Consider the following 26,355-nt stretch of genomic DNA (forward strand, 5'->3'; position numbering starts at 1 on the left):
TTCTCCTAATATTAAAAGAGTGATAAAATAAAAAGTAAAAGAACCTAAATAATGGGAGGATAATTTCAATGGATATAGAAAAATACATAGATTTTAAAGAAAAAGTGGTGAAAAACGTTTCAAAGGTTATTGTTGGCAAAGAGAAAATAATAGAGCTAATAGCGGTTGCATTTATTTGTGGGGGACATGTGTTGATAGAAGATGTTCCTGGCCTTGGTAAAACTCTAATGGTTAAAGCTTTTGCGAAGACAATAGGAGGAAGCTTTAAAAGAATACAATTTACTCCTGATCTTTTACCATCAGATCTTACAGGTATAAATTTTTATAATCAAAAAAAGGGAGAATTTGAATTTAGACCGGGCCCATTATTTGCTAATATAATCTTAGCTGATGAGATTAATAGGGCAACTCCAAGGACTCAATCAAGCTTATTAGAAGCTATGGAAGAAAAACAAGTAACGGTTGATGGTGTCACAAGAAGACTTCCTGATCCTTTTATGGTTCTTGCAACCCAAAATCCAGTTGAAACTTATGGTACTTTTCCTCTACCAGAAGCTGAATTAGATAGATTTTTTATGAGAATAAAGATAGGATATCCCAATAGAGAAGAAGAGATAGAGATAATAAATAGAAACAAGAAAAAGGATATGCTTGAGGATATAGATACTGTGGTAGATACTGATGAGATAAATTATTTAAGAGAGAATTTTATTAATGTTAGGGTTTCAAAAGAGGTTATAGATTATCTCTTAGATATTATAGATTCAACAAGAAAATCAGAATCTATACTTCTTGGAGTAAGTCCAAGAGGAAGTGTAGCTTTGTTTAAAGCAAGTCAGGTTTTTGCATTATTTTATGGAAGGGATTATATTATTCCTGAGGATATAAAATATTTGGCTCCTTTCATTCTCAATCACCGTATAATCACTATTGGGGCTTCTAAGAGTAAAGACATATATGAGGTAATAAATAACTTATTAGAAACTATAAAAGTACCTGTAGAGGAGATTTAACCTTGATTTATATTTTATTTTTTGTCATTCTTATAGGATTAATAATAAATGAGCTTTCTAAATATTATGTTTTAGAAGATCTCAGCTTTCATAGATATTTTTCAAAAAAATTAATAGAACCAGGAGAAGAGTTTTTTATTGAAATTGTGATAGAAAACAAGAAAATTATACCGGTTACTTTTTTGCAAGTAGTAGAGGAACTTCCAGGAGCATTAGATTATAAGTTTAAAGTTGATAAGATAAGAACGAAGAATTTTCTGTATCATACTATGACTTTTTTTATATTACCTTTTCAAAGGATAAGAAGAAAGTATTTGGCTACATGTTATAAAAGAGGAAGATATATTTTTGGTAATGTGGAGCTTTTAGGGGGAGATTTTTTTGGGCTTAAGGTTAAGACTAAATCTTTAAATTATATGCAAGATATTATTGTGTTACCTAAGAAGATGGATATAGAAGAGGGTTTAATACCTTATGGAGATTATCATGGAGATATATCGGTTAAGAGATGGATTATTGAAGATCCAACCATGATAATAGGAGTAAAGGAATATACTGGTAGAGAACCTGCTAAAACAATTCATTGGCCTTTGTCTTTAAAACATGGAGAATTATTGGTTAAAAACTTTGATTTTACCTTCGAAAACAATGTTATGATTCTTCTTAATGTAGAATGCTCAAAGCCCTATTGGCTTAATATGGATGAAGAAGGTATTGAGAAATGTATATCTATAGCAAGAGGAGTAGCTGAAGCTTTTAACGAGAAGAAGATTCCTTTTGGCTTTTCTACTAATTCCTTGATTTATGGATTTTCAAGGGATGAAAACACTATATATCCTGGGATAGGAGAGGCTCATCTATATTTGCTGTTAGAGTATTTAGGAAGGGTTTCTTATAATGTTAATTTACCTTTTGAAGAGACCATAAAGAGATTTTTTAGAACGGGAAATTTACTTATTTCTACATTTGTTATAATTACTCCTTATGTATTGAAAGAGTATATTCCTATTATAAATACCTTAGATACAGAATTCACAAAAGTGATTGTCATATCCATAAATAGTGATAATTTTCCTTATCTTTCAGAAAGAATATTGAAATATGAGGTTAAAAAGGATAAAAATGTGGCTTATATTTCTTGATTTATTAGCAAGAGTTTCTTTTCTTTTTTCTTTGATAGGTACAGCTATTATTCTGCTTTACAACCTTAAGATATATTATATTTCATATCTTTCCTTAATCTTTGTTTTACTTTGTGGAGTTTTTACTAAGAGGAAATATAAAAAACTTGTCTTTCTCTCTTTCCTACTGCTTTTGTTTGTCCCAATTTCCATATATGAGAAACTATTTTTATTAATTTTAGGAGGATTAACTTTATTTCTTCTTTATACCCAAAGGGATGTTACGTATGGCTTAGTTTTAGAGCATTTTAATAAAACCTATCCCTTAGCTTTATTATTATTTCTTACAAGTTTTGTTATGAGATATATAAGTACTAGTAAGTTTATTATTTTAGAAAGTGTAGTATCATCATCCTTGTTGATGTATTTTATATCAAGCATAATTCTGCTAAGAACTTTAAGATATTTAGAGCACAAACCGGAAGATAAAAATCTCATTTCCTTAAATATTAGATATGCCTTGGCTATTCTTGTTTTCTCTATGCTTTTGAGTATACCTTTTGTGAGAGATAAATTGTTTTGGGTAGCAAGTTATGTTTTCTCTTTTATTTATTTCATTTTTATAACTTTAATTTCAGTTATCTTTATTATTATCGGATATGTGATAGGTAAAATAATTTACTTTATTATCTCCTTTATGGCTAACAGAGGATTAATTGGAAGATATTCAAGAGAAATTATGAATATGAATCCTGAGATAAATAAATTCCTTAAATTCCTTTGGGAGAGGAGACATATAACTTCCGATTTATTAGATAAGATTATAATTGTGTCATTTTATATCTTTGTAACGGTAACAGTAATTTTAATTATATATTGGGTGATGAAGAGGTTTTATAGAACGTATAAAAAAGAAGAAAACTATATAGAAGAAAAAGAATTTATATTCCCCTCTTTAAATCCAATAAAGATGCTTCAAAATCTTTTTGGTAGAAATAATCTTAATCCAATTAGAGAGTACTATAGAAAATACCTTTTAGATAGTAGAGAAATGGGAGCTGATATTAGATATTCTGATACTACTTACGATATCTATAAGAAGACCTCTGATCTTTTTAATGATAATTCATTGAGAAGAATGAGAAATATCTATATTGAAGTGAGATATGGGTTTGGCAGAATAACATCTGAGCTTATTAGGGAGTTTAAGAAACTTTATAAGAGTTTAAATAAATAGATTCAGGAGGTTGATTATGAAAAGAAATGAATATGATAAGGCAAGAGAGAAAGCCATTTCTTTTTTGGAAAAGGCCCATATAGTAATTACGGAGGAAGAAAAGAAAAAGATTGAAGTGGCTGATTTTGGTTTAGGAATGTTATCTGTTTTTGGACTTCAAATACTTACATATGTGAGTACCGAGAGAGTTTGTGCAAAAGAACTTATTTTGTTTCCTCGCCAAACATGTCCCGAACATAGACATCCTCCATTTAATGGAGATTTAGGTAAAGAAGAGACTTTCAGATGTAGATGGGGAAAAGTTTATCTTTATGTTCCTGGAGAACCAACAAGAAATCCAAAGGCTATTATTCCAGAAGATAAGAAAAGATATTTTACAGTTTGGCATGAGATTGAGTTAAATCCTGGTGAACAATATACTTTATATCCTAATACCCCTCATTGGTTTCAGGCAGGAAATGAAGGAGCTATTGTTTCAGAATTTTCTACAAGAAATTCCGATGAATATGATATATTTACAGATCCTAATATAAAGAGAATTCCTGTAATAGAGGAAGATTAAAGGTGTACGGAAGTACATGGGTTGTAACCAGGGAAAAGGCAGAAAAAATAAGGGAAGAGCTCATAAAAAGAGGGGGAATAGAGGAAAATCCTAAAAATATTTATGAGATTTGGAGGATAAGATTAGGAAATAGTACATTTATATACTATTCATCTAATAAGCTTTACAGCACTCCTTCTAATGAGATATGGAGAATTTGGGAATTAATAGATTCCATAATAAAGACTGAAAGTAATAATTTTAAGAATTATTTGTTGGGATTTGATGAGACGGGAAAAGGGGAGCCTTTTGGACCACTTGTTCTTGCAGGAGTAATGGTACCTAAGGAGATTTTGAAAGATATTTCTTTAGAATTTAGTACTTCTGATACCAAGAAAAAACATAATTATGAATATTGGGAAAAATTGCTTTTTTCTCTGAATTCTATAGAAAATCTAAAATATAAAATTGATCTTATAATGCCGAGGGAAATAGATAGATTTAATATAAATATGTTGATGGATCTGGGATATGAGAAACTGTTGAAAAATCTTATTTATAATGTTTCTTTTGAAGACTTAAGGATTGTAATTGATGATTATGGTATAGGTAATATTCTTAATAAATACTTACAGAGTGTTAAAGAAAAGGGGGCTGAAGTTATTACTATTTCTGATTCAGAAAATAAGTTTATAGAAGTGAGATTAGCTTCCTTAATTGCCAAATCATATAGAGAAAAATTTTTGAAGAAGATCTCAAAAGTATATAAGCTTGAAGAAGAATTTATAAAAGGAAATTTGTCTGATATTTATGTAAGAGATAGGTTTTTGCAGTATAAAAAACAAGATTTCTGGTTTTTGAGAAGGTCATTTGGTGAAAAGAAAATTAAAGAAAAACCATCTTTTATAGGTATGGTAGACAAAGAGAGTAGAGTTATATGTTTTTTCTGTGGAAAGTCTTCATATCAAGTAATTTTAGATAACTATAAGTTTAAATGCATATACTGTGGAAAAGAGATGAAAGATTTGCAGTTTGCCTTAAAGTATAAATATGGAGTTATAAAGGTAGAGGATGAAAGGATTATAAATATGATTTTAGATATTCTTAAGCATAAAGATATATTGGATGGCTTTGATTTTGTATTGCCTGAAGATAGCCTGCAAGATCTTCTTCCTTTTAGAGATATGGGAAAGATTTTAATAGATACTAAAAGTTCGTACCCGACTTATATAGAGCTAAATCTTCAAGGAGATAGTATAGTTTTTTCCCTTATCAGGAATGTCTAAGATTTTTAACTTATAGGGTGTATTGTTTTTATTTAATTCAAATATGAGAAGACCAGATTTCATCTCGTTAGGTTTTATATACCTCATGAAAAATACTTCTTGCCCCCTTAAACCATAATAAATAGCTCCTAATGTACTTATAGGAATTTCAATTCCATCATCATTTATAAGACGAAAATTATCTTGTTTTATTAATAATTCTTTATTTGTTTTGTTTAGAACATATATTTCAAAGATATAAAAGACATGGTTTGTCTCTGGATTTATATTAGAAGAATCAAAAGGTAAAGCTTCTAATTTGTCAATTTTGGATATATAAAAGATTAAGCCATCAATATTTTCTCCTTTTATTTCTTTTCCTTGTATGGTTAAGGATATATCTTCAGCTATTATTATTGAGAAAAGAGGGATAATAAATAATACTAAAATTATTATAGCTTTTTTCATATACAACCCCCAAGAATTTGTTTTTTGTTTATTATATCATTATTTAGGAGAGTAAGGTAGGTAAACCTACCTTACTCCTTAACAGCCCCACGAGTTAAACCAGATACAATCAAGTTTTGAAGAGCTAAAAATATAATGACAATGGGTAATGCTCCAACTATTGATGCTGCTGCAAAATCCCCCCATCTTACATCATACATACCTGATATAAAATTTCTTAAGCCAACAGCAAAAGTATATTTGGATGGATCCTTTAATACAATACTTGCTAAAAGGAAATCAGAATATGTTCCAATAAAAGAGGTTATAGCTACAACTGACAAAATGGGTGTAGAAAGAGGTAATATTATCTTGTAATAGGCTTGAAATCTTGTGGCACCATCTATTAATGCAGATTCTTCAAGAGAATCTGGAATACTATCAAAAAATCCTTTCATAAGCCATATATTATATGGTATTCCTCCACCTAAATATACCATTATCAATCCAGAGAGAGTATTAAGACCTAAAAACGGTAGATATTTCCCTAAATGATAAAGTAGCAAGTAAACAGCAACCATTCCCATAATAGCAGGAAACATTTGAAGTATTAATAAGGTAAGAAGAGAACATTTTTTACCCCAAAACTTAAATCTTGAAAAAGCATAGGCAGCAAGAGAAACAAAAAATACTGTAAGTATAGCTGTAGTTATGGATACTATAAGGGAATTTTTTATCCAATTAAAAAAGCCAATATCTTTTAGGTTAGAATAATGTTCTATGGTAATATTATCGGGGATAAGTTTTTGCCCTACCAAGCCACCTCCAGCTCTAATGGATGCAGAGATAGTCCAAGCTACTGGAAAGAAAGTGAATACTAAAAATATCCAAATGATTATATGCTTGAGAATTTGGAGTATGATTTTGTTTTTTCTCATTCGTATCTCACCTCACGTTTAAACATACCAGAAACCCAAAAGTTAAATATACTTATTAAAGCTATTATGATAAATACGATGATTGATATGGTGGCTGCTAAACCATAGTCTTGACCTCTACCACCTTCAAAGGCAAGTTTATATGTATAAGAAATTAGGATGTCAGTGGTACCAGCTACTGTGGAGATATCAGACATAGGGGGTTTACCCGCTGTAAGTAAATATATTACGTTGAAATTGTTAAAATTAAATGCAAAAGTTCCAACTAAAAGAGGACCAATAGCTGTTAGGAGAAGAGGTAATGTTATACTTCTTAATTGTTGAAAATAGCTTGCTCCATCAACCTTTGCTGCCTCATAGAGCTCCTCTGGGATGCTTTGTAAAGCACCTAAGCAAACTGTCATAGCATATGGATATCCAAGCCATAAATTTACTACAAACAATGCTACTCTTGCCCATGTAGTTTCTAAAAACCATGGTATTTTAACTCCAAAAATGGTAAATAAGATTCTATTCACTACTCCTACTTCTGTATTAAGCAATCCTACCCATATGAGTAAAGATATAAAGGCAGGAATAGCCCAAGGGACTATAAGTAGTGTTCTATATATACCTTTAAATTTTAAATTTTTATCATTCATAAGTAATGCTAAAAATAGTCCTACTGTAAAGTTTAAGAGAGTTGTTCCTGCTGCCCAAAAAATGGTCCATAGGAATACCCTAAGGAAAGGCTTAGATACTCTATCGTCCCTTATTAATCTTAAGAAATTTTCTATTCCCACAAATTCAACAAACCCGGGGATTATCTTTCCACCGTTTGGTCTTGTAAAGAATCCTTCCTTTGGGATTAATTTTTCATTAGTGAGTTTATCTACTATTACATCTTCCTCTGGAATATAAACATATCTTTGTTTGTATAACGAGAAATGATTAAGGTCTGAAAGCTGTAGAAAAGAGTTGTCTTCCAATTCAAATTTTAGATTTTGTAGTAAGGAGATTTTTGAAAATTTTCTCTCTTGAGGGACCATCTTATATCCGTCAAATTCTGGGGGGTAATTTTCTTTTGCTATTAATATCAGCTTTTTATTCTCTATCTTGTATATATTCCCTAAGAAATCTTTTAATAGAATTTTAGTCTTATTTTCACTTTCATATATTGCATATTCATAATTTTGAGTGTTTTGAGGTAAAAACGTCTCTTTTTCTAATTGTTCAATCACTTGAGATTTAGTGAGAATATGTCCAGTACCATAATTTGTAAAAGCTATTTGGATAGTATAAATAATTGGATAAATCATGAATATGAACATTAAAAGAAAGGCAGGTACTATATATCTCCATGGATAGGTTTTAGAATGTAAAATAAGTAAAGAAAAGAAGAAAGTAACCATGAAAAAAAATAAACCCCATATAAGTCCTGCCGCATTTCCTATAATATAACTAAAAAATATCCCTATTACAGCTATTACTACGGAGTATAAAATAGGAAAGATTGTCTTATATAGATTCATTTCAAGTTACCTCCTGTAAAGAAGGAGGGAGAAATATTTTCTCCCTCCTTTAGGATATTATTACTTTCTTGCTTTTTGTATGGCATCTTTTATCTGTGCAACTGCCTCTTTTAAGGCAACATCAGGAGCTTTTTTGCCTGAGGTTATCAAAGTAAGGGCGTCACCCATGTAGCTCCATACAGGCCCCATTTCTGGTATATTAGGCATAGGAATTCCATCAGCAGCACTTGCTCCAAACGCTTTTATATCTGGATTTGATGATACTACTCTATAAGCGTCTTTTCTTGCCAATATTCTGGGATCTGTCTCAAAGAGTTTTAATTCTAATTCTTTAGAGGCTAATACTTCAATTGCAAAGGTTTTTAATATGGCTAAATTAGGTGATCTAGAATTTAACATAAAGCCTTGAACTCCTACAAAAGGTCTCATTGGCTTTCCATCAATCTTAGGTAGTTTGGCTACCCTATAGTTTATTTTTGCTTTTTTGATATTATCTATTTCCCATGGACCATTTATCATCATTCCTAATTTACCTTCTGAGAATAAACTAGTAGTTGTTTGGTAATCTACTCCTTGTTTTAAGATGCCCTCTTTAAAGAGATTGACTAATTTTTCTATCCCTTTAATTGCTCCTTCATTTGCAAGTCCTATGTCCAATGGATCTAATCCATTTGGGGTTTCTTTAAAGACATATCCTCCAAGAGCTGAGAAGAAAGGAAAACTAAAATAGAAGTTATTATAGTCATATAGGAATCCATAAATTCCACCTTTTGTTAAACTTTTAGCCACCCTAACTAAGGATTCATAGGTAGTTGGAGGATTTGGAACTAAATCTTTATTATAAATTAAGGCTACTGCTTCCATGGAGTAGGGGATTCCATATAATTTTCCTCTATAGGATATGGCTTTTAAAGTGACAGGTGTAAATTCATCGAGTACTTTTTGTGGAAGGAAATCTATAGGAAGAAGAAGGCCATTTACTACTAATTCTCCAACCCAATCATGAGCCCCAACAATGATGTCTGGACCCTCTCCTGTAGGCGCAGCAGTTATGAATTTGGGTTTAATATCTCCAAAACTTACCTCATTTACTTCTACCTGAATACCATATTTTTGTACAAAAGGTTTAACAGCTTCTCTTAATCCTTTAACTTGTGCTTCTGACGTCCAGATAGTTATTTTGCCAGGAACTGCTCCTTTAGATAAGGTGAAAACCACTAAAAGAATCAAACTTAAAATTATAAGCTTTTTCATTTTTTAATACCCCCTTAAAATATGTTTTTAAATCCATAAATTATAGAAGGTTTGTCTTTTAAAGTCTTTCACCTCCCTACTTAACCCGTGTTAATAAAATTATACTATATGTTAAGAATTTTTTAAAGATCTTTTTCTTTTTTTTATTTGTGATGTATAATCTCTTAGTTATAAACTTATATAGATGGAGAGGTAGAAATTATGAAGAGAATAAATCTTTTTGATCTTTTTGTGGTTTTGGTCATATTTTTAGCTATATTAGGATTTTTTTTAGTAAAAGAAGGTAGGACTCCTCTTGCAAAAGTGAAGGGAGAGGAAAAGGATATAGAAATTGACATGATTGTTAGAAATTTACCTCTTAATGATAAATCTGTAATTAAACCAGGTGAGAAAGCCTTTATAAGAATAAAGAATCAACCATTTGCATGGGTAACGGTTAAAGGTGTAAAAATATATGATAAAAAAATGTTAGTACCTAATTTTGATGGCACTTATACTTTTATAGATGATGTGAATAATCCATTTAATGTGGATATGCTTATTACTTTTACTACTAAAGGTTATGTAACAGAAGATAGTGTTATTCTTGGGGTTAAAGTAAAGGTTGGTATGAATATAAATGTGGAAAGTTTTAAGGCTGATATTTCAGGAGTTGTATCGGCAATAAGGTATTAATATGGAGAGGCTTTTAGATATTTGGAGAAAAAGTTTTCTTTTTTATATATTAAATAAGGCAGAATTATTTATAAAGGATTTAACTGATAAAGTTATTTCTGAATCTTTTTCTTTTCCTCTTATCTCTTTTGTCCTTGAATATTATCTATATCTTTTTCTTTTTCTTATTCCTTTTTTATCTTCTGGAAAAATTGCTATAGGAATATTTATTGCTTTCTTTTTATGGTTTCTTGATACTTTTCTTTCAAAGGATAAAAAATTTTTTGAAAGTTTAAATCCCTTTGTTATTTTATATGTGATTTTTCTTCTTATAAATCTTGTTGCAACCTTCTTTTCTCCTTATCCTATACCAGCCATTAAGGGATATTTAAAGTTTTTAGTTTATTTTGCCGTATTCTTAGTCTTTAAAGATGTTTTTAAAGATGATGAGAAAATAAAGAGAGCTTTCTTTTCCATTCTTCTTTCTACGTTCTTTCTTTCTTTATATTGTCTTTATCAGTGGATAATTAAAGTCCCACCATTAGCTGGATGGGAAGATGTGGAGTTTGTGGGAGAGAAAGTGACAAGAGTTTATGGTACTCTCCTAAACCCTAATCTCTTAGGTGGTTATTTGATAGGAGTTATGCCTTTTATATTGTTTACAATTTATATATTTAGGTTAAAGAGTATTTCTGTAATTACTGCTATTTTAACTTTTCTTTCCATTATTTGGACATATTCAAGAGGAGCATACTTGGGTTTTTTTGTATCTATGGCTTTATATTTTATAATGATATTAAAGATAATTTATATGATAGTAAATAGAAATATAAGGAAAATTTTATTTATGTTTTTGTTTATTGTAATACTGGCTAGTATGGGAATTTTCTCCCAGTCCTCTTATTTTTCCTCTTATTTTCAAAAAAGGATTCTCTCTGCTTTTACCCTTTGGGGACACTCGTCTAATGCAACGAGAATTGTAATTTGGGAACGTTCTTTTAAGATTTTTAAGGATTTCTTTTGGACTGGTATAGGTTTAGGTAATGATGTTTTTAGAAGAGTGTATGCTTTCTATATGGAGCCTAAATTCACTGCACTTGCTTCTTATAACTTATTTTTGGAAATTGGAATAGAAGGTGGTATATTTGCCCTTATTGTTTTTCTTCTTATGATCTATTATCTTTATAGGAGATTTTTCGTAAAATACTCTACATGGGATCTGAAACATAAAATATTGGGTATATCAGCTATTTCATCTATTACTGCTCCTCTTTTTCATGGAATTGTAGATACCATATGGTATAGGCCTTATCCTCAAATAATATTTTGGTTTTCTGTAGCTATCCTCTTAAATCTTTTTGAATATGATGGAAAAATAAAAAAGGTGCTTTTATTTAATTTAGGAGGTTTAGGAGATCAAATTTTATTCCTTCCAGTGGTTAAAGGGGTTATTCAGAGATATAATCCCCAAAGGTTGAAGATTATAACTGAAAGAAGAGGAAGAAAAATATTTGATATTCTTGGAATAGATGTAGAGGAATTCAATCCAAAGGAAAAACTTTCTTTTTCTAAAACATTATATCTTATGGCAAAGTTAAGAAGAGAATCTTATGATTTGAGTATATCTACAGGAAAATCTCCTTTTATCCCTATCTTTATGTATTTTATAGGAGCTCCCATTAGGGTAGGTTATATGGAAAATTCTTTAAGCTTTTTGTATACCCGTAAGGCTTCTTCTGCAAGAAATGAGTATATGGGGAAGGTTCATTTTAGGCTTTTAAAAGTGTTGGATGAGAATTTAGAATTCTCGTTACCTGCGATAGATATACCAGAGAGTATAAAAGATAGGGTAAAAAATAAAATCATAGAGTATTCTTTAGAACCTTTCTCTTATATATTAATACATCCTGGAATTAGTAAGATGAGTATTAGAAGAGGTATAGATAGAAGGTGGGCTCCTGAAAAATGGAAAGAATTGGTTGAAAGATTAAAACAAAAAGGACTTCCGTATGTAATTGTTTATGGTCCAGATGAAGAAGAGACGATAGAAGAGTTAAAAAAATTAATAAAGGATGGATTGTTTGTATTACCTGATTGTTTGGATGAATTTATAGGGTGGATATATTTTAGTAAGGCTATGATATGTTTGGATTCGGCTCCTCTACACTTAGGCATAGCATTGAAGAAACCTTTAGTTGCCCTATTTGGACCTACTAATCCTAAAGAGATTGTTCCAGATGATTCTAAATTTAAAATAGCTAAAATAGACCTTCCTTGTGAGCCATGTCTATGGGATAAAAGAAATAAAGTTTGTGATAATTTATCTTGTATGGATATTACAGTTGATTTAGTATGGGAAAAATTAATGATTCTTATAGAGAGTTAGAATTTTTTGGATTATTTTGGTAGTAGAGAAACTTTCTAATAAAGGTAGAATTATTATTTTTCCTCCGTATTCTTTAACGATTTTTGCTTCAGGTAAGTCTTCTTCTTTATAGTCTCCTCCTTTTACATGTATATGAGGCTTTATAATTTCTATTAAATTTTCTGGAGTATTTTCATTGAAAAGAGTAACATAATCAACACATTCTAATGCTGAGATGATTTTTAATCTACTTTTTTCATCAAATATTAATTTCTTTTCTCCTTTTATTCTTTTAACAGACTCATCACTATTTATACCCACTACGAGAATATTACCATAATTTTTGGCCTCTTCTAAAAGTTTTATGTGACCAGGATGTAAAATTTCAAAACAACCATTAGTAAAGACTATTATTTTCCCTTGTTTTTTGTGAATGTCGATGATATCTTTTAGTTCTTCAATTTTTTTGATTTTTCTATCAGAAGATAACATGGTTATTCTTTATTTCAATTTTTTCAGGTATTATTGCGATTAGTTCATCAGTTGATAAGGTGCTTGTACCAAATTTTCTCACTACACAACCTGCGGCAAAGTTAGCAATTATACATGCAGAAAGGATATCTGTACCTGTGGATAAACTTAATGATAGGGCGGATATAACAGTATCTCCAGCACCTGTTACATCTCTTACCTCAGATTTTAAGGCAGGAATTTCAAAAAATTTATCATTCTCTAAAAGAAAGATACCTCTTTCTCCTCTTGTTATAACTATTCCTTTTCCTCTAACTATCTCCATAAGTTTTTGAGCACCTTTAATTAAATCCCATTCTTCCTCCATATTTGTAGCGATTTTTGCTTCTTTCTCATTTGGAGTGATAAGGGTGGCATTTTCATATTTGGAAAAATCTTTTCCTTTAGGGTCTACAATTACCTCTTTATTATTAGATTTAGCTATATTTATTATTTTTTGGGTTGTCTCTGGGGTTAAGACCCCCTTTGCATAATCGGATAGGATTATAAGATCTATTTCATTTATATATTTTTTAAACTTTGATATGAGTTTTTCCTGTATATAATTATTTATTGGGTATTTTTTCTCTCGGTCCATTCTTACTATTTGTTGATTTAAAGCTATAAGTCTTGTTTTTAATGTAGTAGGTCTTTCTTTATCTGTAATTAATATGTGTTTTATATTTTTATTAGAGAGAAGATTTATAATTTTCTCTCCTCCGTGATCTTCTCCAATAACCCCAAAAAGAACAGGTTCTCCACTTAAAGCTTTAATATTGTTTGCTACATTTGCTGCTCCTCCTAATACATGTCTTTCTTCTTCAACTTCTAATATGGGAACGGGAGCTTCTGGTGAAATTCTCTCAATTTTTCCTATTATGTATTCATCTAACATTACATCCCCAATGACTGCTATTTTTTTCCCTTTCCATGATTTAATTATTTCTATGAGTCTTGATTTAAGATCCATTTTGCAGCCTCCATCAAGTTTTTAGCAGAGTAGTCAGCGGTTATATCCTCTTTTCCTATAATTATGGTTTTACAGCCTGCATTTTTACCGGCTTCAATATCACTTGTTTTATCCCCAATCATATAAGAATTTTTAAGATCTATATTCCAATCTTTAGCTGCTTCTAACAGCATACCTGGATTTGGTTTTCTACATTCTCCTTCCAGATAGGGACAATAATAAAAATCATCTATATATACACCTTCCTTAGAGAGGATGTAATATAGATAACTATGAAACCTTTCAACATCTTCTTTTGTATAGTAGCCTCTTTCAACTCCTGACTGATTGGTAACAATTATTAGAAGGAACTTTTTTTGTAAAAGTTTTAAAGCTTCTAAAACTCCAGGAATAAGTTCCAAATCCTCTATCTTATGAACATAACCCTTGTCTATATTAATTGTCCCATCTCTATCTAAGAAACAAGCAACTCTTTTTGATGGAAATAATGCTTCTTCTATTAGGTCACATAGAATATGACCAATAGTTATATGGGCTTCTTGAATATGAGGAGTCATATGAAAGGGTACAATTATGGAAAGGTGGACAAAATTTATAACTTTTCCTCCGTTCCTTCCTGTTAAAGCAACTGTATATCCTCCAAGTTCTCTTGCCTTTTCTAATCCTTTTATAATATTAGGTGAGTCTCCAGATGTTGTTATTCCTATAACAATATCTCCTTTATTCATTATAGCTTCTATTTGTCTTGCATATACCTCTTCAAAACCATAATCATTAGATATAGATGTGAGATTAGACGTATTTGTAGTTAATGAAATAGCTGGAATACCACGTCTTTCTTTTAGAAATCTTCCTACAAGCTCTGCAGTAATATGTTGGGCATCAGCGGCACTGCCACCATTTCCAAATAATATAACTTTTTTCCCTTTTCTATATCCATCAATTATTATTTCAGCAAGTTTTTTAATATCTTCTATAAGAAATTCTTCTATCATTTTAATGACAAAGTCATGTTTTCTTAATCGAGTTTTTATTCTATTTTCCATCGTTTCTCCTTATAAGCTTGAAAATACTTTATTATTTTATCATAAAAATAAATTACTATTTAAATTTCCATCCTTGTTTATATGGTGATATGTCCCTCAATCTTTTTACAGTTTTTTCTAATACTTCTAAAGTATAGTCTAAATCTTCCTTTGTAGTATAGTATCCTAAGGTAAACCTTACTGCACTATGAGCAAGTTCTATTGGAAGACCTATAGCTGAAAGGACATGAGATGGTTCAAGGGAAGCAGAACTGCAAGCTGAACCTGCAGATACAGCTATCCCTTCTAAATCTAAATTAAGAATTATGGATTCACCTTCTATATAGGCAAAACTAAAATTTATATTATTAGGTAGCCTTTTTTCTCTTGGTCCATTGAGATAGACATCTTCCATTCGTTTTTCTACCTCTTTTATAAAATAGTCTCTAAGATTAATTAATCTTTCCTTCTCTTTATCAAGCTCTAAAATTGAGATTTCAATAGCTTTACCCATTCCTACAATACCTGCTACATTTTCAGTACCTGCTCTTTTTCTTTGTTCTTGCTCTCCACCATGGATAAGAGGATATATTTTTGTACCTTTTCTTATATATAGTGCTCCAATCCCTTTTGGGCCGTAAAATTTATGGGCAGAGATGGATAATAGATCAACTCCAAATTTATTTACATTTACAGGCATATGTCCCACTGTTTGTACCGCATCAGTATGAAAATATATTTCATATTCTTTGGCAATTTTTGTAAGTTCCTCTATTGGTTCAATAGTACCGATCTCATTATTAGCATGCATTATGGAAATTAATATAGTATCTTTTCTTATTGCCTTTCTTAATGAATCTGGATCAATAAATCCTTCCTTATCAACTGGTAGATAGGTTATCTCAAATCCAAGTTTCTCTAAGAAATGACATGGTTCTAATATGGAGTGATGTTCTATCGAGGATGTAATTATATGTTTTCCTTTATGGGAGAGGGCATATGCTACTCCTTTTAGAGCCATATTATTGGATTCTGTTCCCCCACTGGTAAATATAATCTCCTCGTTTTTTGCTCCTAAAGCCTTAGCAATTTTTTCTCTTGCTTCTTCTATAGCAATTCTTACCTGTCTTCCGAAATGATGGATACTGGAAGGGTTTCCAAATTCTTTTGTTAGATATGGTTCCATAGCCTGAAAGACTTCGGGTCTTATAGGAGTAGTAGCTGCATAATCTAAATATACCTCTCTATTCATATTAATTTACCTCCTAAAAATATACTAAAATATATAAATTATATGATAATTGTTGTCAAATCTATTTTTTTTATGGCTCTTGCAGTGTAAAAAATATTTCATAGTAAAATCTACTTAAAAAGTATACTAAAATGGTGGTAGATGGAGAAAGTATATAAAATCCAGTTAGATGAAAATAATAATTTATTTTAAATGAAAAGAAAAGTATAAATATCCTTTCAGGATTCATATAAAAAAGAGATGATGGAAAAACCTAAGAAAGATGTTAGGAATAAGAACCATAGAGGTTAGATTTGTAAAATGAAATTTTTATCTTAATATTAATATTTCGTTATCTCTGTTTATAATTTCCTCAATTGTTTTCTTATATTCTTTATAATTCTCAGTGGGGATAAATATCTCTTTTAGTTTGAAGTTTCTTTCAATTGTAAAATTCTTTCCTTCCCAATAACATTTTCTCTATAGGTTATCCAAGAATTTTCTATGTTTACATTTTCCAATATATCTTCAGAGATGTTATTAATAGAGGACAAATTAATGGTTATTAATTCATTTTCCTCATATGGGAGGTAGTATTCAATGGGGTATACTCTTTCTTCTTTTGATATTTCTTCAGCCTTCTCTATTTTTGTAATGAATGGGGAATATATATATGTATATTTTTTTATTTTTTAGAAGCTGGCTATTATAATATTGGACATTTATCCTTAGAGGGGCTTCTAAATTATATAGATTTTCAATATTCCAAGAAGTAAGATAAGAGCCGGGGTAAGTATTGTTTATTAAATAGGATATGAGATTTTCCTTTTCTTCATAAGATAGACCATCTAATAACCAACGAAAATAAGTTGCAAAATAGCCTTTAAAAGATAATGTAGTTTTCATTAAAGCCTTGCCATTTTCAAAAATAATTTCTGTCTTAAAATCTTTTGTGTTTTCTTCAGATTTGCTCATGGGAATTTTTGTAAATACTGGTTTTTCGTCTTTTATAATCATAACATCTGCTCCTTGATCCATATATGGTACTTCTCCAAAAGGTGTATTTTCAACTGTTCCATCAAGGAAAATAAAATTATTATTTAGGGGTACAGCTACTATAGCATGATCAAACTGAAAAGCAGGTATTTCTTTCTTAAAAGATATGGAATATCTGGTATTTACGAGAGTATAATATGCCTCTATTCCTGCTTCTTGAAGCATAGTAATGAGCAGTATTGCCTTATCCTTACAATCACCATATTTTTCTCTAAATATGCTGGGAGCGCTGTGAGGCATAATTCCTCCAATACCAAATTCTAATCCAACATATCTTATTTCTGACGTTACATAATAGTATATAGCTTTTATTTTGTCTTCTTTTTTTCAAACCTGATGTTAATTCTTTAACCTTTTCTTTAATTGCCTTATCAGCTCTAATTTGAGGGTAAGCTAAGGAATAATAAAGATCTGCTAATTGTTCCCAATCTTTGAATGTGGTTACCCATACTTGAGGTATTAGATCTATTGCTTTAGGCATAAGGGGTTCTTCTATCATAGCAGAAAGTTTTCCATTTCCCATTTGTATGTTTTCCAACTTTTATCTTCTTCTATGTTAGGTTTTTTGTTGCCATTATAAAATGTATATTTCATCTCTAAATCCTTTGGAATCTTTAATATGAATCTACTATATAATGTTAGGTATCTCGTTTTGAAAGAAAAAGGTATCTTGAAAGTTTTTACCATATATCCCACCAGTGTATTCTTCTACCATGTATAAACACTCTAAGATAGCACCTTTTTCGATTCCTGGATATGAAAGAACAATTTTTCTTTCATCAGTATAAAGAGGATACTCACTAAGTATTGGAAAATCCTGTATTGTTTAGACCTCAATTTCATCACCATTTGGTTTTATTGTTCTTGCCCTTAATATTCTTACTCTCTCAAAGCTTGAATCGTAGTCTATCTGAATTTCGCTATATTTGTCTTTTGCTGAGCTTTTAAGAATTTTAATTAATTTATGATAAATCACCCTTGAGATTCCATCATTAAAGAATGTTCTTTCTTTTTGATCTAATAAGATTACGGCTGGATATTCTAAATATTCTTCTGGAACTTTTGATTCTAAATAAGGAGAAATATCAGGGAGATTATATTCTTCTCTTTTCAGATGGTTTATATAAGCTCTTAAATTTGTAAAATATGGATTTAATTGAAGGGTTCTTTCGAAAAGTTCTATGGCTTTTTCGTCATTATTTCCTAAATAAAGTTTTCCTTTATATAAATAGGTTTCAGGATATTGATAGGAGATTTTTTTCAACTCTTTCTAATATGGAATATACTTTCTCCTTGTCCTCCTCAATCATGTATAATCCTATCTTTTCTAAGTACGCCCATGTGTTTGTTGGATCTTTTTCTAAGGCTATATCTAATAACCTTTCTAAAATATCAATTTGATTTAATTCATCCGCTAAATTGTACAATGTTAAAAATATCTTCCAATTTTCAGTATCCATAGATAGTGCTTTCTGATAATAATCTATAGCTTTATTTTTAATTTCTTTTATCTCATAATATTTACCAATTAAGAATAATGTTTCTGGGGAAGTGGGATATTTAGATATTAGTATATTGATGTTTGAATTTACTTCTTTTTCCCATGATAATACTATGAAGAGTCTTGAGAGTAGAGATCTTAAAAGAAATGAATTATTGTGTATATTTTCTTTGATTATCTTTATAGCATCCTCATATCTTCCATAGTTTAAGTTATAGAGAGATAAGTAATATGCAGAGAATTTTATATCTCTATTACCCTTATAGGCAGCAATGTCCATATATTTTTTAGCTGTTTCTAAGTTTCCAAGTTCATATCCAAGCTTGCCTTTTAAAAACTTTATTAATGAGGATTTAGGTTTTATTTTTTTTTGCCCTTTCCAAAAATTTTTCTCCATCATCTCTATATCCATAATAGGTGCCTAAAATATACCCGTAAAAAGTATAAAATATCTCAGATAGTGGTGATTCTCTGATAAAGTCTTTTTGTGGAATTATTTTTATCCAGGGCAATTTTCTTTTTATATAATTCTGAATATTCTCAGAGATTTTTATTCCAGATATAGGTTCATCCTTTTGATTGGTAATTCCTAAATAAAATCCAAAAGGACCCATGGTATTAGAAATTTTAATTAAGAATTTATGCAAACCTAAAGGTAAGTGAATTTTTATAATCTCTTGGTCAAACAAGTTTCGTCTTTCTGTTTCTATGCTATAGATAAAAGAGTCATCTATAAATAATTTATAGGAATTTGGAGAACCTATTTTAATTAATACTTCTTGGCTTTTGGGAATAAAAATATAGCAAAGGGCATAAGCAGTACTCCATTTATTAGGATAGATCAAATTATAAAGGTTGATATAACCATTTATACTTTTTTCCATGGGCTTAAACCAATTAATTTCTATGCCGTTTTTCCCTTTATACTTTTGATTTAGCAAAATCTCTTTTTCAGGTGGAAATTCTTTATATAATCCAGAATTTCCTATATTTTCGAAGGGACCAATGAAAAGAAAATCAGTAATAAAGCCTTTACTTCTTGCGTAATTATAGATTTCTTTTATCTTTTGTTGAGAAAGCAAAGATTTCCAATATAAATTTTCCATGAAAAGAGGAAGGTTTTTTTATCTTTTAAGATAATGGGAATTTCTTTAAGTATCCCCAAATTCTCCCAAGCATCTTCTCCAAGAAGTCCTATGATGTCATGCCAATAAGAGGAAGAATTTATTTGAAGTGCTTTTTTCCAGTAATTCCAAGATTCTGTAAAGTTATCTTCTAATAAAAAAATTAAAGCTTTTGCTATATTTGTATTAAAATCATCAGTCTCTAAGTTTTTTACATAGTTAAAATTTTCATCTAAGATAGCACTCTATAATATTTTAGGATCTGCTTTTTGTTGAGCAGAAACTTGAAATATAAGTATAATAAGGAAAAATAAAAGAAATATATTTTTTCTTTTCATAATATTTTGAGAATTATTATATCAAAGTATATAAATTTTGTGCTAATATACTAAGAAAAAACGTGTTAATAAAAGGGGGAGAAAAATGACAAAGAAAAAGAAAGCTCCTACAAGTTGGGATGTGGCAAGACTTGCTGGAGTTTCTCGTTCAACTGTTTCTTTTGTTCTTAATAATACTCCTGGAATGAAAATAAGTGAAGAAACTAGGAGAAGAGTACTTGAGGCTGTGAAAATATTGGATTATAAACCAAATGCAATTGCAAGAAGTTTAGCAAAGCAAAAGACTGAAGCTATTGCATTTTTTGTATTAGATATAGCTAATCCTGTCTTTCCTAATATGGCAAGGGGAATAGAGGATGTGGCAAGACATAATGGATATACTGTTCTTCTTTGTAATACAGATGGAAAATCCTTGAGAGAACTAAGATATATGAATCTTATGTTGGAAAGAAGGGTTGATGGTGTGATCGTTGGAGCACTGTCAAATGAAGAAGTGAGTAGGCTTGCTCGTAAGAAAAATATGCCTTTGGTTATATTGGAGCATCCAAGACTTCCCGAACATGATGTGGTATATGCTGATAATATTCAGGGAAGTTATGAGGCAGTTAAGTATTTAATTGAGTTAGGTCATACAAGAATAGCTCATATTACTATAAATCCAGAAAGTATTATTGTAAGGGAAAGAATTGAAGGTTATAAAAAAGCGTTGGAGGATGCTAAAATTCCTTTCGATGAGAATCTTCTGAAGATATTTTATGATCAGGTTAATGAGGAAATAGCAATTAATGAGTTACTTTCCCTTCCTAATCCGCCTACTGCCATTTTCGCTTTTAGCGATTTTATGGCTATCCAGATTATGAAGATACTTGTCAAAAGAAGAATTCGTATACCTCAGGATATATCTATAGTGGGATTTGATGACACTCTTGCCAATCTTACTATACCCGAACTTACCACTGTTTCTCAGCCTTTCTATGAGATGGGAGTTAAAGCAGCAGAAGTTTTAATAGAAAGATTAAAAAATCCAGATCTTCCTATTCAACATATTAAACTTACTACAAAATTGGTGATAAGGGAGAGTACTGCTCCAAGAAAATAGAAAGCTTTGGGAAAAAGAGAGATGTGATATAATTCATAAAAGAAAAACGTTTATGGGAGGTTTAAAAGATGGAAATATTAAAAGAAATTACAAATGCTGTAATTTCTGGTGATAGAAAAAAGGTTCAAGAATTGGTGGAGAAGGCATTAAATGAAGGGATTTCCCCAGAAGATATAATAGATAAAGGACTTCTTTCAGGTATGAGTGTTATAGGAGAAAAATTTAAGAAAAATGAAATTTTTGTTCCCGAGGTTCTTGTTTCTGCAAGGGCAATGCAAAAAGGTATGGAAATTTTAAAACCTCTTATTACAAAATCCTCAGGTATTATTAAAGGAAAAATTGTAATAGGTACTGTTAAGGGAGATTTGCATGATATTGGGAAAAATCTAGTCGCTATGATGTTGGAGGGAGCTGGTTATCAAATAATTGATCTTGGTATAGATGTGCCGCCTGAGAAGTTTGTGCAAGCAATAAAAGAAAATAAACCTGATGTGGTGGGGATGTCAGCTCTTCTTACCACTACAATGCCTCAAATGAAGGTTACTATAGATGTTATTGAAAAGGAAGGATTAAGAGATAAGGTTAAGATTATTGTTGGCGGTGCTCCTGTTACAGAAGAATTTGCAGAGGAGATTGGCGCAGATGGTTATGCGGAAGATGCTTATTCTGCTGTGGGATTGGTCAATAGATTACTCAAGGTATCATAAATGCCATATATAAGAGTTTTACCTGAAAATAAAATAATTAAAGTAGCTCAAGGGGATAGATTATTAGATATATTGATAGAAAATAATATAAAAATTCCTTCTTATTGTGGTGGAGCTGGATGGTGTAAAAAGTGTAAGGTAAAAATATTAGATAAGGGTATAATAAGTCTTGCTTGTCACACATATGTGGAAGAAGATTTAACGGTTGAATTGTTAAAAGAGGAAAGTACTGATATCAACATACAAAAAGAATTTTTAGAAGATAATAATTTTATCCTTTCTCCCGTTATTACACTACAAGCTTTTTCTCTGCAAATTCCTTCTCTTTGCGATTTGAGATCTGATTTAGAAAGAATTTTATCTGTAAAAGAAAATATATATTTACAAGATATTTCCGTTTTAAGAAAATTACCAACTTTTTTAAGAAGGAATAATTATAAAGGGAATCTTGTACTTTTTAAAGAAGAAATAATTGATATAAGGGAAGAAGAACTAAAGAGTGTATATGGTATTGCTTTGGATATAGGGACCACAACTTTGGTAGGACATATATTGGATCTTACAAATGGAAGTGATATAGATAGTTATTCTACTGAAAATCCTCAGTTAACTTATGGAGCTGATATAATTTCAAGAATTAATTTTATTATTCATAATCCTGATGGTTTGCAGATTATAAGAGATAGGTTAATAAAAGCTATTACAGAGATTATTCAAGTTTTGTGTATAAAGAATAATATAAATTTAAATGATGTTTATGTCATCTCCATAGCTGGTAATTCCGTTATGACTCACATTTTTCTTGGCGTAACTCCGGAAAATATAGCTTTTTCTCCTTTTGTTCCTGCCTTTAGAAATGGAATGCTTTTTAATTCAAAAGATATTTTTGGAAATTTATTTAACGCAAAACTTTATGTCTTTCCTTTAATCTCAGGTTATGTGGGGGGAGATGTAGTAGCAGGAATTATAGCTACTAATTTATTAAATGAAAAAGGAAATGTTATTCTTATTGATATAGGAACCAATGGTGAGATAGTGTTAAAGTCAGAGGATATTCTTTTTGCGTGTGCTACGGCTGCAGGACCTGCCTTTGAAGGAAGTAATATTTCACATGGAATGATTGCAAAGAAAGGTGCTATTTCTCATGTATGGTTAGAAGAAACAGTTAAGTTTGAGGTTATTGGAGATATGGAAGAGAAAGGAATATGTGGTTCTGGTCTTTTAGATGCTATATCAGTAATGTTGGATCTAAAGATAATAGATAATACTGGGAAGTTTATAAAAGGTGAGGAATTTTACATAGGTAAAATTAAGATAACTCAGAAAGATGTTAGGGAGTTTCAACTGGTAAAATCTGCCATAAGAGCTGGTATAGAGGTTTTACTTAATAAAGCAGGCATAACCTATAAAGATATAGATAAAATTTATGTTGCTGGTTCTTTTGGTAGTTATTTGAATAGAAAAAATGCTATTAAAACAGGACTTTTACCTCATATACCTTTGGAAAAAATTATATTGGTTGGGAATTCGGCTATTGGAGGAGCTAAGATTGTACTTCTAAATAGGTTTCTTATGGAAGATGCAGAAAAGATAAAAGAAGAGGTCAATTATATAGAGCTTTCTTCTGATAAAAAATTTCAAGAATATTTTATAAAGTTTATGTATTTTGAGGAGGAAGATCAATGCTTGATAAAAGAGGAGAAAGACTAATAATTCCTTTACTTGGTGCTCCAGGAATAAAATTGACTAATACTACTTTAAAAGAAAATTTAATAAATCCAGAAATACAGTTTAAAACTTTGGATATAATTCTTTCAGAGTTTCAACCTGATGGTATATTTACTTTTATGGATTTGACTGTAGAAGCAGAAGCTTTAGGTCTAAAGATTAATTTCCCTGAGAATGAAAATCCTTCTGTTTTAGATCATCCGGTTAAAGATAAAGAAGTTCTTCAAGATATAAAAAGAAGATGGAAGGGTATTTCTGGACGTATGATAACATTTATTAAAGTGGCTGAAAAAATGGCCCAGAATTTCAAGGTAATAAAAGGAGGTTATGTTATAGGTCCTTTTACTTTAACAGGTGAACTTATGGGTGTAAATGATTTAGGTATTAATGTAATAGATGATCCTGATTTTGTAAAGGAATTGCTGGAGTTTTCTGTGAATGTTATCAAAGATTATGCAAAAGCTTTTTTCGATACAGGAGTTGATGTAGTAGCGGTATTGGAGCCAACTGCAGTTATACTTTCTCCAGCTTATTTTAGGGAATTTTCTTTACCCTATTTCAAATATCTTGTATCTGAACTAAAAAAACCTCTCATATATCATATTTGTGGTAATACATCTCATCTTATAGAAGATATGGGGAAAAGCGATGCTTATGGATTAAGTCTTGATAGTTTGGTAGATTTAAAATGGGTTGCTGAAAAAATCCCATCTCAAATGTATATTATAGGTAATCTGGATCCTGTCAGAGTTTTTTTACAAGGGAAAAAAGAAGATATAGAGAAGGAAACTATTGAGCTTCTAAATAAAATGAGAGATGTTAAAAATTTTATTTTAAGTTCTGGTTGTGATATACCTGTAGGTACACCTTTGGAAAATATAAAGGTTTTTATGGAAACTGCTAAGAAATTTAGATAATTAGGTAGGTTTTGTTATAATCTTGAAAAATTCCGACGTTTTTGGTACTATATATGGAAAATTTTACCCTCTTATTTAGGAGGTGGTGAAATTGTTATGGATCATGCCTTGCCCGAAAAGGGCGGTTAACATAGAAGAAGTTATGATAGATATTGAGAAAAAGGGGGTAAAAGGATGAAAACAATTGAAGAAATTAATGAGAAAATCCGCCAGGGTAAGGCAGTGGTTGTTACTGCCGAGGAAATGATTGATATTGTGAAAGAAAAAGGTGTAGAGAGGGCTGCTAAAGAGGTAGATGTGGTAACTACTGGAACCTTTGGGATTATGTGTTCTTCTGGGATATATTTTAACATTGGCCATACAAAACCAAGAATTAAGCTTGGGGGGGGGAAAGTATATCTTAATGGGGTTCCTGCTTATGCTGCTTATGCAGCAGTAGATTTATTCTTAGGTTCAAATGCTTTACCTGATGATGATCTAAGAAATAAGTATTATCCTGGAGATTTCCTATATGGTGGAGGACACGTAATAGAGGATTTAGTTTCAGGTAAAGAAATTAGGATAACTGCTCAAGCATACGGTACAGATTGTTACCCAAGGAGATTTTTGGATGCTTATATTACAATAAATGATCTTAATGAAGCTGTACTTTTTAACATAAGAAATGCATATCAAAATTATAATGTGGCTGTAAACTCTTCAAACAGAGTGTTGTATACATACTTAGGTATGTTAAAACCTAAGTTTGGTAATGCAAATTATTCCAGTGCAGGACAATTATCACCTCTTTTAAATGATCCTTATTATAAGACTATTGGAATCGGAACTCGTATATTTTTGGGTGGTGGTATAGGATATGTGGTTTGGCATGGAACTCAACATAATCCTTCTGTAGAGAGGACAGAAAGGGGTATACCAAAAGGTGGAGCAGGTACATTAGCAGTTATTGGTGATCTTAAACAGATGAGTGCAAAATGGCTTCGTGGTGTAAGCATGAAAGGATATGGGGTCTCACTGGCAGTAGGTATAGGTATACCAATTCCTATTTTGGATGAAGAGATGGCTTTTTATACGTCTGTTAGTGATGAGGATATACTGGCTCCAGTAGTAGATTATGCTACAGCTTACCCCAATAGGGAATCTGATGTTATTACATATATAAGTTATAAGGAACTTAAAAGTGGTTATATAGAGCTTTTTGGGAAGAAGGTACCTACAAGCCCGTTATCAAGTTATCCTAAAGCTAAAGAGATAGCTGAAATACTTAAATCATGGATAAAAGAAGGAAAATTCTTTTTAACTTCTCCTTCTGCCCCACTTCCTGGGGTAGAGTCAGGTATAAAATTTAAACCATTTAGTGGAAAAGAGATTTTAGGGGAGGTGGAGCAGAAGTGAGAACAGAGAGGATAGTATTACATTTTCCAAAGGAACTTGCTGATAAGCCTGTAGTGGTAAATTTAGTGAAAAAATTTAATTTGGATTTTAATATACTTAAGGCTACGATCACTCCAGACGAAGAGGGATTAATGGTTTTAGAGCTTTCGGGAGAAGATGATAATTTTATAAAAGGAATTGAGTATTTGAAAGATTTAGGTGTTGAGATTCAGCCTCTTTCTCAAGATGTAGTATGGTTAGAGGATAAATGTGTTCATTGTGGATATTGTGTAAGTTATTGTCCAACAAAAGCCCTTTATAGAGAAGGTTATTTAGTCAAGTTTGATTCTCAAAAATGTACAGCTTGTGGAATTTGTATAGAACTATGTCCATATAATGCTATGGAAATGAAAATCTTTTTTTAATATA

At 30.7% G+C, this 26,355-nt stretch carries 26 protein-coding genes and 1 pseudogene; 13 read left to right on the top strand and 14 right to left on the bottom strand.

Annotated features, from left to right (window positions below; translation table 11 throughout):
- Positions 1-68 precede the first annotated feature (68 nt).
- Genes ACY3JO_RS03920 through ACY3JO_RS03940 form a run of 5 tightly spaced genes read left to right on the top strand, consistent with a single transcriptional unit; the run spans position 69 to position 5,198 of the window.
- Positions 69-1,013 carry an AAA family ATPase gene (locus ACY3JO_RS03920; RefSeq protein ID WP_463085510.1) on the top strand — a complete coding sequence of 315 codons (945 nt, stop codon included), beginning with the start codon at positions 69-71 and terminating at the stop codon, positions 1,011-1,013.
- 2 nt (positions 1,014-1,015) lie between these two features.
- Complete coding sequence (locus ACY3JO_RS03925; RefSeq protein WP_463085511.1) at positions 1,016-2,155, top strand: DUF58 domain-containing protein; 1,140 nt, start codon at positions 1,016-1,018, stop codon at positions 2,153-2,155.
- Positions 2,136-3,371 (top strand): hypothetical protein, encoded by a 1,236-nt coding sequence (locus tag ACY3JO_RS03930; RefSeq protein WP_463085512.1) that lies wholly within the window; start codon positions 2,136-2,138, stop codon positions 3,369-3,371. Before ACY3JO_RS03925 ends, ACY3JO_RS03930 begins: the two co-directional genes overlap by 20 nt.
- Positions 3,372-3,387: 16 nt before the next feature.
- On the top strand, positions 3,388-3,933 hold the full coding sequence (locus ACY3JO_RS03935) for a D-lyxose/D-mannose family sugar isomerase (RefSeq protein ID WP_463085513.1): 546 nt from the start codon (positions 3,388-3,390) through the stop codon (positions 3,931-3,933).
- A gap of 2 nt (positions 3,934-3,935) precedes the next feature.
- Entirely contained in the window at positions 3,936-5,198 is a 1,263-nt protein-coding gene (locus ACY3JO_RS03940; protein WP_463085514.1) for a ribonuclease HII, read from the top strand.
- Here ACY3JO_RS03940 and ACY3JO_RS03945 read toward each other — a convergent pair.
- The 4 genes from ACY3JO_RS03945 to malE form a co-directional block, all read right to left on the bottom strand.
- Positions 5,148-5,645, bottom strand: coding sequence for a DUF4352 domain-containing protein (locus ACY3JO_RS03945; RefSeq protein WP_463085515.1), 498 nt, complete (start codon positions 5,643-5,645; stop codon positions 5,148-5,150). The two genes, ACY3JO_RS03940 and ACY3JO_RS03945, sit on opposite strands and share 51 nt — an antisense overlap.
- Before the next feature lie 71 nt (positions 5,646-5,716).
- Complete coding sequence (locus tag ACY3JO_RS03950; RefSeq protein ID WP_463085516.1) at positions 5,717-6,562, bottom strand: sugar ABC transporter permease; 846 nt, start codon at positions 6,560-6,562, stop codon at positions 5,717-5,719.
- Positions 6,559-8,073, bottom strand: coding sequence for a maltose ABC transporter permease MalF (gene malF / locus ACY3JO_RS03955; RefSeq protein WP_463085517.1), 1,515 nt, complete (start codon positions 8,071-8,073; stop codon positions 6,559-6,561). The genes ACY3JO_RS03950 and malF overlap by 4 nt, the downstream gene beginning before the upstream one ends.
- 60 nt (positions 8,074-8,133) lie before the next feature.
- Positions 8,134-9,327, bottom strand: coding sequence for a maltose/maltodextrin ABC transporter substrate-binding protein MalE (gene malE / locus ACY3JO_RS03960; protein ID WP_463085518.1), 1,194 nt, complete (start codon positions 9,325-9,327; stop codon positions 8,134-8,136).
- A gap of 180 nt (positions 9,328-9,507) precedes the next feature.
- On the opposite strand from malE, the gene ACY3JO_RS03965 reads away from it, so the two are divergent.
- Both ACY3JO_RS03965 and ACY3JO_RS03970 read left to right on the top strand, forming a co-directional pair.
- On the top strand, positions 9,508-10,002 hold the full coding sequence (locus tag ACY3JO_RS03965) for a DUF4330 domain-containing protein (protein WP_463085645.1): 495 nt from the start codon (positions 9,508-9,510) through the stop codon (positions 10,000-10,002).
- Between the two features lies 1 nt (position 10,003).
- Complete coding sequence (locus ACY3JO_RS03970) at positions 10,004-12,367, top strand: glycosyltransferase family 9 protein (protein WP_463085519.1); 2,364 nt, start codon at positions 10,004-10,006, stop codon at positions 12,365-12,367.
- Here ACY3JO_RS03970 and rfaE2 read toward each other — a convergent pair.
- The 10 genes and pseudogenes from rfaE2 to ACY3JO_RS04020 all read right to left on the bottom strand — a co-directional run bounded on the left by rfaE2 (position 12,344) and on the right by ACY3JO_RS04020 (position 19,745).
- Positions 12,344-12,838: a D-glycero-beta-D-manno-heptose 1-phosphate adenylyltransferase gene (rfaE2, locus tag ACY3JO_RS03975; protein WP_463085520.1), complete on the bottom strand. Its 495-nt coding sequence runs from the start codon at positions 12,836-12,838 to the stop codon at positions 12,344-12,346. The two genes, ACY3JO_RS03970 and rfaE2, sit on opposite strands and share 24 nt — an antisense overlap.
- Entirely contained in the window at positions 12,825-13,826 is a 1,002-nt protein-coding gene (gene rfaE1 / locus ACY3JO_RS03980; RefSeq protein ID WP_463085521.1) for a D-glycero-beta-D-manno-heptose-7-phosphate kinase, read from the bottom strand. Before rfaE1 ends, rfaE2 begins: the two co-directional genes overlap by 14 nt.
- Positions 13,802-14,872: a D-glycero-beta-D-manno-heptose 1,7-bisphosphate 7-phosphatase gene (gene gmhB, locus ACY3JO_RS03985; RefSeq protein WP_463085522.1), complete on the bottom strand. Its 1,071-nt coding sequence runs from the start codon at positions 14,870-14,872 to the stop codon at positions 13,802-13,804. Before gmhB ends, rfaE1 begins: the two co-directional genes overlap by 25 nt.
- A 55-nt stretch (positions 14,873-14,927) precedes the next feature.
- The gene (gene nifS, locus ACY3JO_RS03990) at positions 14,928-16,103 is read right to left on the bottom strand and encodes a cysteine desulfurase NifS (protein WP_463085523.1); all 1,176 of its coding nucleotides are present in this window, start codon (positions 16,101-16,103) and stop codon (positions 14,928-14,930) included.
- A gap of 612 nt (positions 16,104-16,715) precedes the next feature.
- Positions 16,716-17,450, bottom strand: coding sequence for a transglutaminase-like domain-containing protein (locus tag ACY3JO_RS03995; RefSeq protein WP_463085646.1), 735 nt, complete (start codon positions 17,448-17,450; stop codon positions 16,716-16,718).
- Positions 17,350-17,676 (bottom strand): hypothetical protein, encoded by a 327-nt coding sequence (locus ACY3JO_RS04000; RefSeq protein WP_463085686.1) that lies wholly within the window; start codon positions 17,674-17,676, stop codon positions 17,350-17,352. Before ACY3JO_RS04000 ends, ACY3JO_RS03995 begins: the two co-directional genes overlap by 101 nt.
- Positions 17,634-17,825 carry a DUF3857 domain-containing protein gene (locus tag ACY3JO_RS04005; RefSeq protein ID WP_463085524.1) on the bottom strand — a complete coding sequence of 64 codons (192 nt, stop codon included), beginning with the start codon at positions 17,823-17,825 and terminating at the stop codon, positions 17,634-17,636. Before ACY3JO_RS04005 ends, ACY3JO_RS04000 begins: the two co-directional genes overlap by 43 nt.
- Positions 17,767-18,114: pseudogene (locus ACY3JO_RS04010) on the bottom strand (DUF3857 domain-containing protein). Before ACY3JO_RS04010 ends, ACY3JO_RS04005 begins: the two are co-directional and overlap by 59 nt.
- Positions 18,115-18,373: 259 nt before the next feature.
- Entirely contained in the window at positions 18,374-19,039 is a 666-nt protein-coding gene (locus tag ACY3JO_RS04015; protein WP_463085525.1) for a tetratricopeptide repeat protein, read from the bottom strand.
- Positions 18,993-19,745, bottom strand: a complete 753-nt coding sequence (locus ACY3JO_RS04020) for a hypothetical protein (RefSeq protein WP_463085526.1) — start codon at positions 19,743-19,745, stop codon at positions 18,993-18,995. The genes ACY3JO_RS04015 and ACY3JO_RS04020 overlap by 47 nt, the downstream gene beginning before the upstream one ends.
- A 441-nt stretch (positions 19,746-20,186) precedes the next feature.
- On the opposite strand from ACY3JO_RS04020, the gene ACY3JO_RS04025 reads away from it, so the two are divergent.
- From ACY3JO_RS04025 to ACY3JO_RS04050, 6 genes are all read left to right on the top strand, one after another.
- On the top strand, positions 20,187-21,200 hold the full coding sequence (locus tag ACY3JO_RS04025; protein WP_463085527.1) for a LacI family DNA-binding transcriptional regulator: 1,014 nt from the start codon (positions 20,187-20,189) through the stop codon (positions 21,198-21,200).
- A 68-nt stretch (positions 21,201-21,268) separates the two neighbouring features.
- A complete protein-coding gene (locus ACY3JO_RS04030; RefSeq protein ID WP_463085528.1) occupies positions 21,269-21,907 on the top strand; it encodes a cobalamin B12-binding domain-containing protein in 639 nt (212 codons plus the stop codon).
- Positions 21,908-23,617 carry an ASKHA domain-containing protein gene (locus tag ACY3JO_RS04035; RefSeq protein WP_463085529.1) on the top strand — a complete coding sequence of 570 codons (1,710 nt, stop codon included), beginning with the start codon at positions 21,908-21,910 and terminating at the stop codon, positions 23,615-23,617.
- On the top strand, positions 23,590-24,552 hold the full coding sequence (locus tag ACY3JO_RS04040; protein ID WP_463085530.1) for a uroporphyrinogen decarboxylase family protein: 963 nt from the start codon (positions 23,590-23,592) through the stop codon (positions 24,550-24,552). The genes ACY3JO_RS04035 and ACY3JO_RS04040 overlap by 28 nt, the downstream gene beginning before the upstream one ends.
- Before the next feature lie 174 nt (positions 24,553-24,726).
- Positions 24,727-25,947: a homocysteine biosynthesis protein gene (locus tag ACY3JO_RS04045; RefSeq protein WP_463085531.1), complete on the top strand. Its 1,221-nt coding sequence runs from the start codon at positions 24,727-24,729 to the stop codon at positions 25,945-25,947.
- Positions 25,944-26,351 carry an NIL domain-containing protein gene (locus tag ACY3JO_RS04050; RefSeq protein WP_463085532.1) on the top strand — a complete coding sequence of 136 codons (408 nt, stop codon included), beginning with the start codon at positions 25,944-25,946 and terminating at the stop codon, positions 26,349-26,351. Before ACY3JO_RS04045 ends, ACY3JO_RS04050 begins: the two co-directional genes overlap by 4 nt.
- The last annotated feature ends 4 nt before the right edge of the window (positions 26,352-26,355 follow it).

The sequence above is a fragment of the Dictyoglomus sp. LHC4 genome (genome assembly GCF_055181355.1).

Excerpts from the sequence above, each read along its gene's own strand:
- ACY3JO_RS03920 (WP_463085510.1), top strand. The coding sequence starts at position 69 with ATGGATATAGAAAAATACATAGATTTTAAAGAAAAAGTGGTGAAAAAC.
- ACY3JO_RS03930 (WP_463085512.1), top strand. The coding sequence starts at position 2,136 with ATGTGGCTTATATTTCTTGATTTATTAGCAAGAGTTTCTTTTCTTTTT.
- ACY3JO_RS03935 (WP_463085513.1), top strand. The coding sequence starts at position 3,388 with ATGAAAAGAAATGAATATGATAAGGCAAGAGAGAAAGCCATTTCTTTT.
- ACY3JO_RS03945 (WP_463085515.1), bottom strand. The coding sequence starts at position 5,645 with ATGAAAAAAGCTATAATAATTTTAGTATTATTTATTATCCCTCTTTTC.
- ACY3JO_RS03950 (WP_463085516.1), bottom strand. The coding sequence starts at position 6,562 with ATGAGAAAAAACAAAATCATACTCCAAATTCTCAAGCATATAATCATT.
- malF (WP_463085517.1), bottom strand. The coding sequence starts at position 8,073 with ATGAATCTATATAAGACAATCTTTCCTATTTTATACTCCGTAGTAATA.
- malE (WP_463085518.1), bottom strand. The coding sequence starts at position 9,327 with ATGAAAAAGCTTATAATTTTAAGTTTGATTCTTTTAGTGGTTTTCACC.
- ACY3JO_RS03970 (WP_463085519.1), top strand. The coding sequence starts at position 10,004 with ATGGAGAGGCTTTTAGATATTTGGAGAAAAAGTTTTCTTTTTTATATA.
- rfaE2 (WP_463085520.1), bottom strand. The coding sequence starts at position 12,838 with ATGTTATCTTCTGATAGAAAAATCAAAAAAATTGAAGAACTAAAAGAT.
- rfaE1 (WP_463085521.1), bottom strand. The coding sequence starts at position 13,826 with ATGGATCTTAAATCAAGACTCATAGAAATAATTAAATCATGGAAAGGG.
- gmhB (WP_463085522.1), bottom strand. The coding sequence starts at position 14,872 with ATGGAAAATAGAATAAAAACTCGATTAAGAAAACATGACTTTGTCATT.
- nifS (WP_463085523.1), bottom strand. The coding sequence starts at position 16,103 with ATGAATAGAGAGGTATATTTAGATTATGCAGCTACTACTCCTATAAGA.
- ACY3JO_RS04005 (WP_463085524.1), bottom strand. The coding sequence starts at position 17,825 with ATGGTAAAAACTTTCAAGATACCTTTTTCTTTCAAAACGAGATACCTA.
- ACY3JO_RS04015 (WP_463085525.1), bottom strand. The coding sequence starts at position 19,039 with ATGATGGAGAAAAATTTTTGGAAAGGGCAAAAAAAAATAAAACCTAAA.
- ACY3JO_RS04020 (WP_463085526.1), bottom strand. The coding sequence starts at position 19,745 with ATGGAAAATTTATATTGGAAATCTTTGCTTTCTCAACAAAAGATAAAA.
- ACY3JO_RS04025 (WP_463085527.1), top strand. The coding sequence starts at position 20,187 with ATGACAAAGAAAAAGAAAGCTCCTACAAGTTGGGATGTGGCAAGACTT.
- ACY3JO_RS04030 (WP_463085528.1), top strand. The coding sequence starts at position 21,269 with ATGGAAATATTAAAAGAAATTACAAATGCTGTAATTTCTGGTGATAGA.
- ACY3JO_RS04035 (WP_463085529.1), top strand. The coding sequence starts at position 21,908 with ATGCCATATATAAGAGTTTTACCTGAAAATAAAATAATTAAAGTAGCT.
- ACY3JO_RS04040 (WP_463085530.1), top strand. The coding sequence starts at position 23,590 with ATGCTTGATAAAAGAGGAGAAAGACTAATAATTCCTTTACTTGGTGCT.
- ACY3JO_RS04045 (WP_463085531.1), top strand. The coding sequence starts at position 24,727 with ATGAAAACAATTGAAGAAATTAATGAGAAAATCCGCCAGGGTAAGGCA.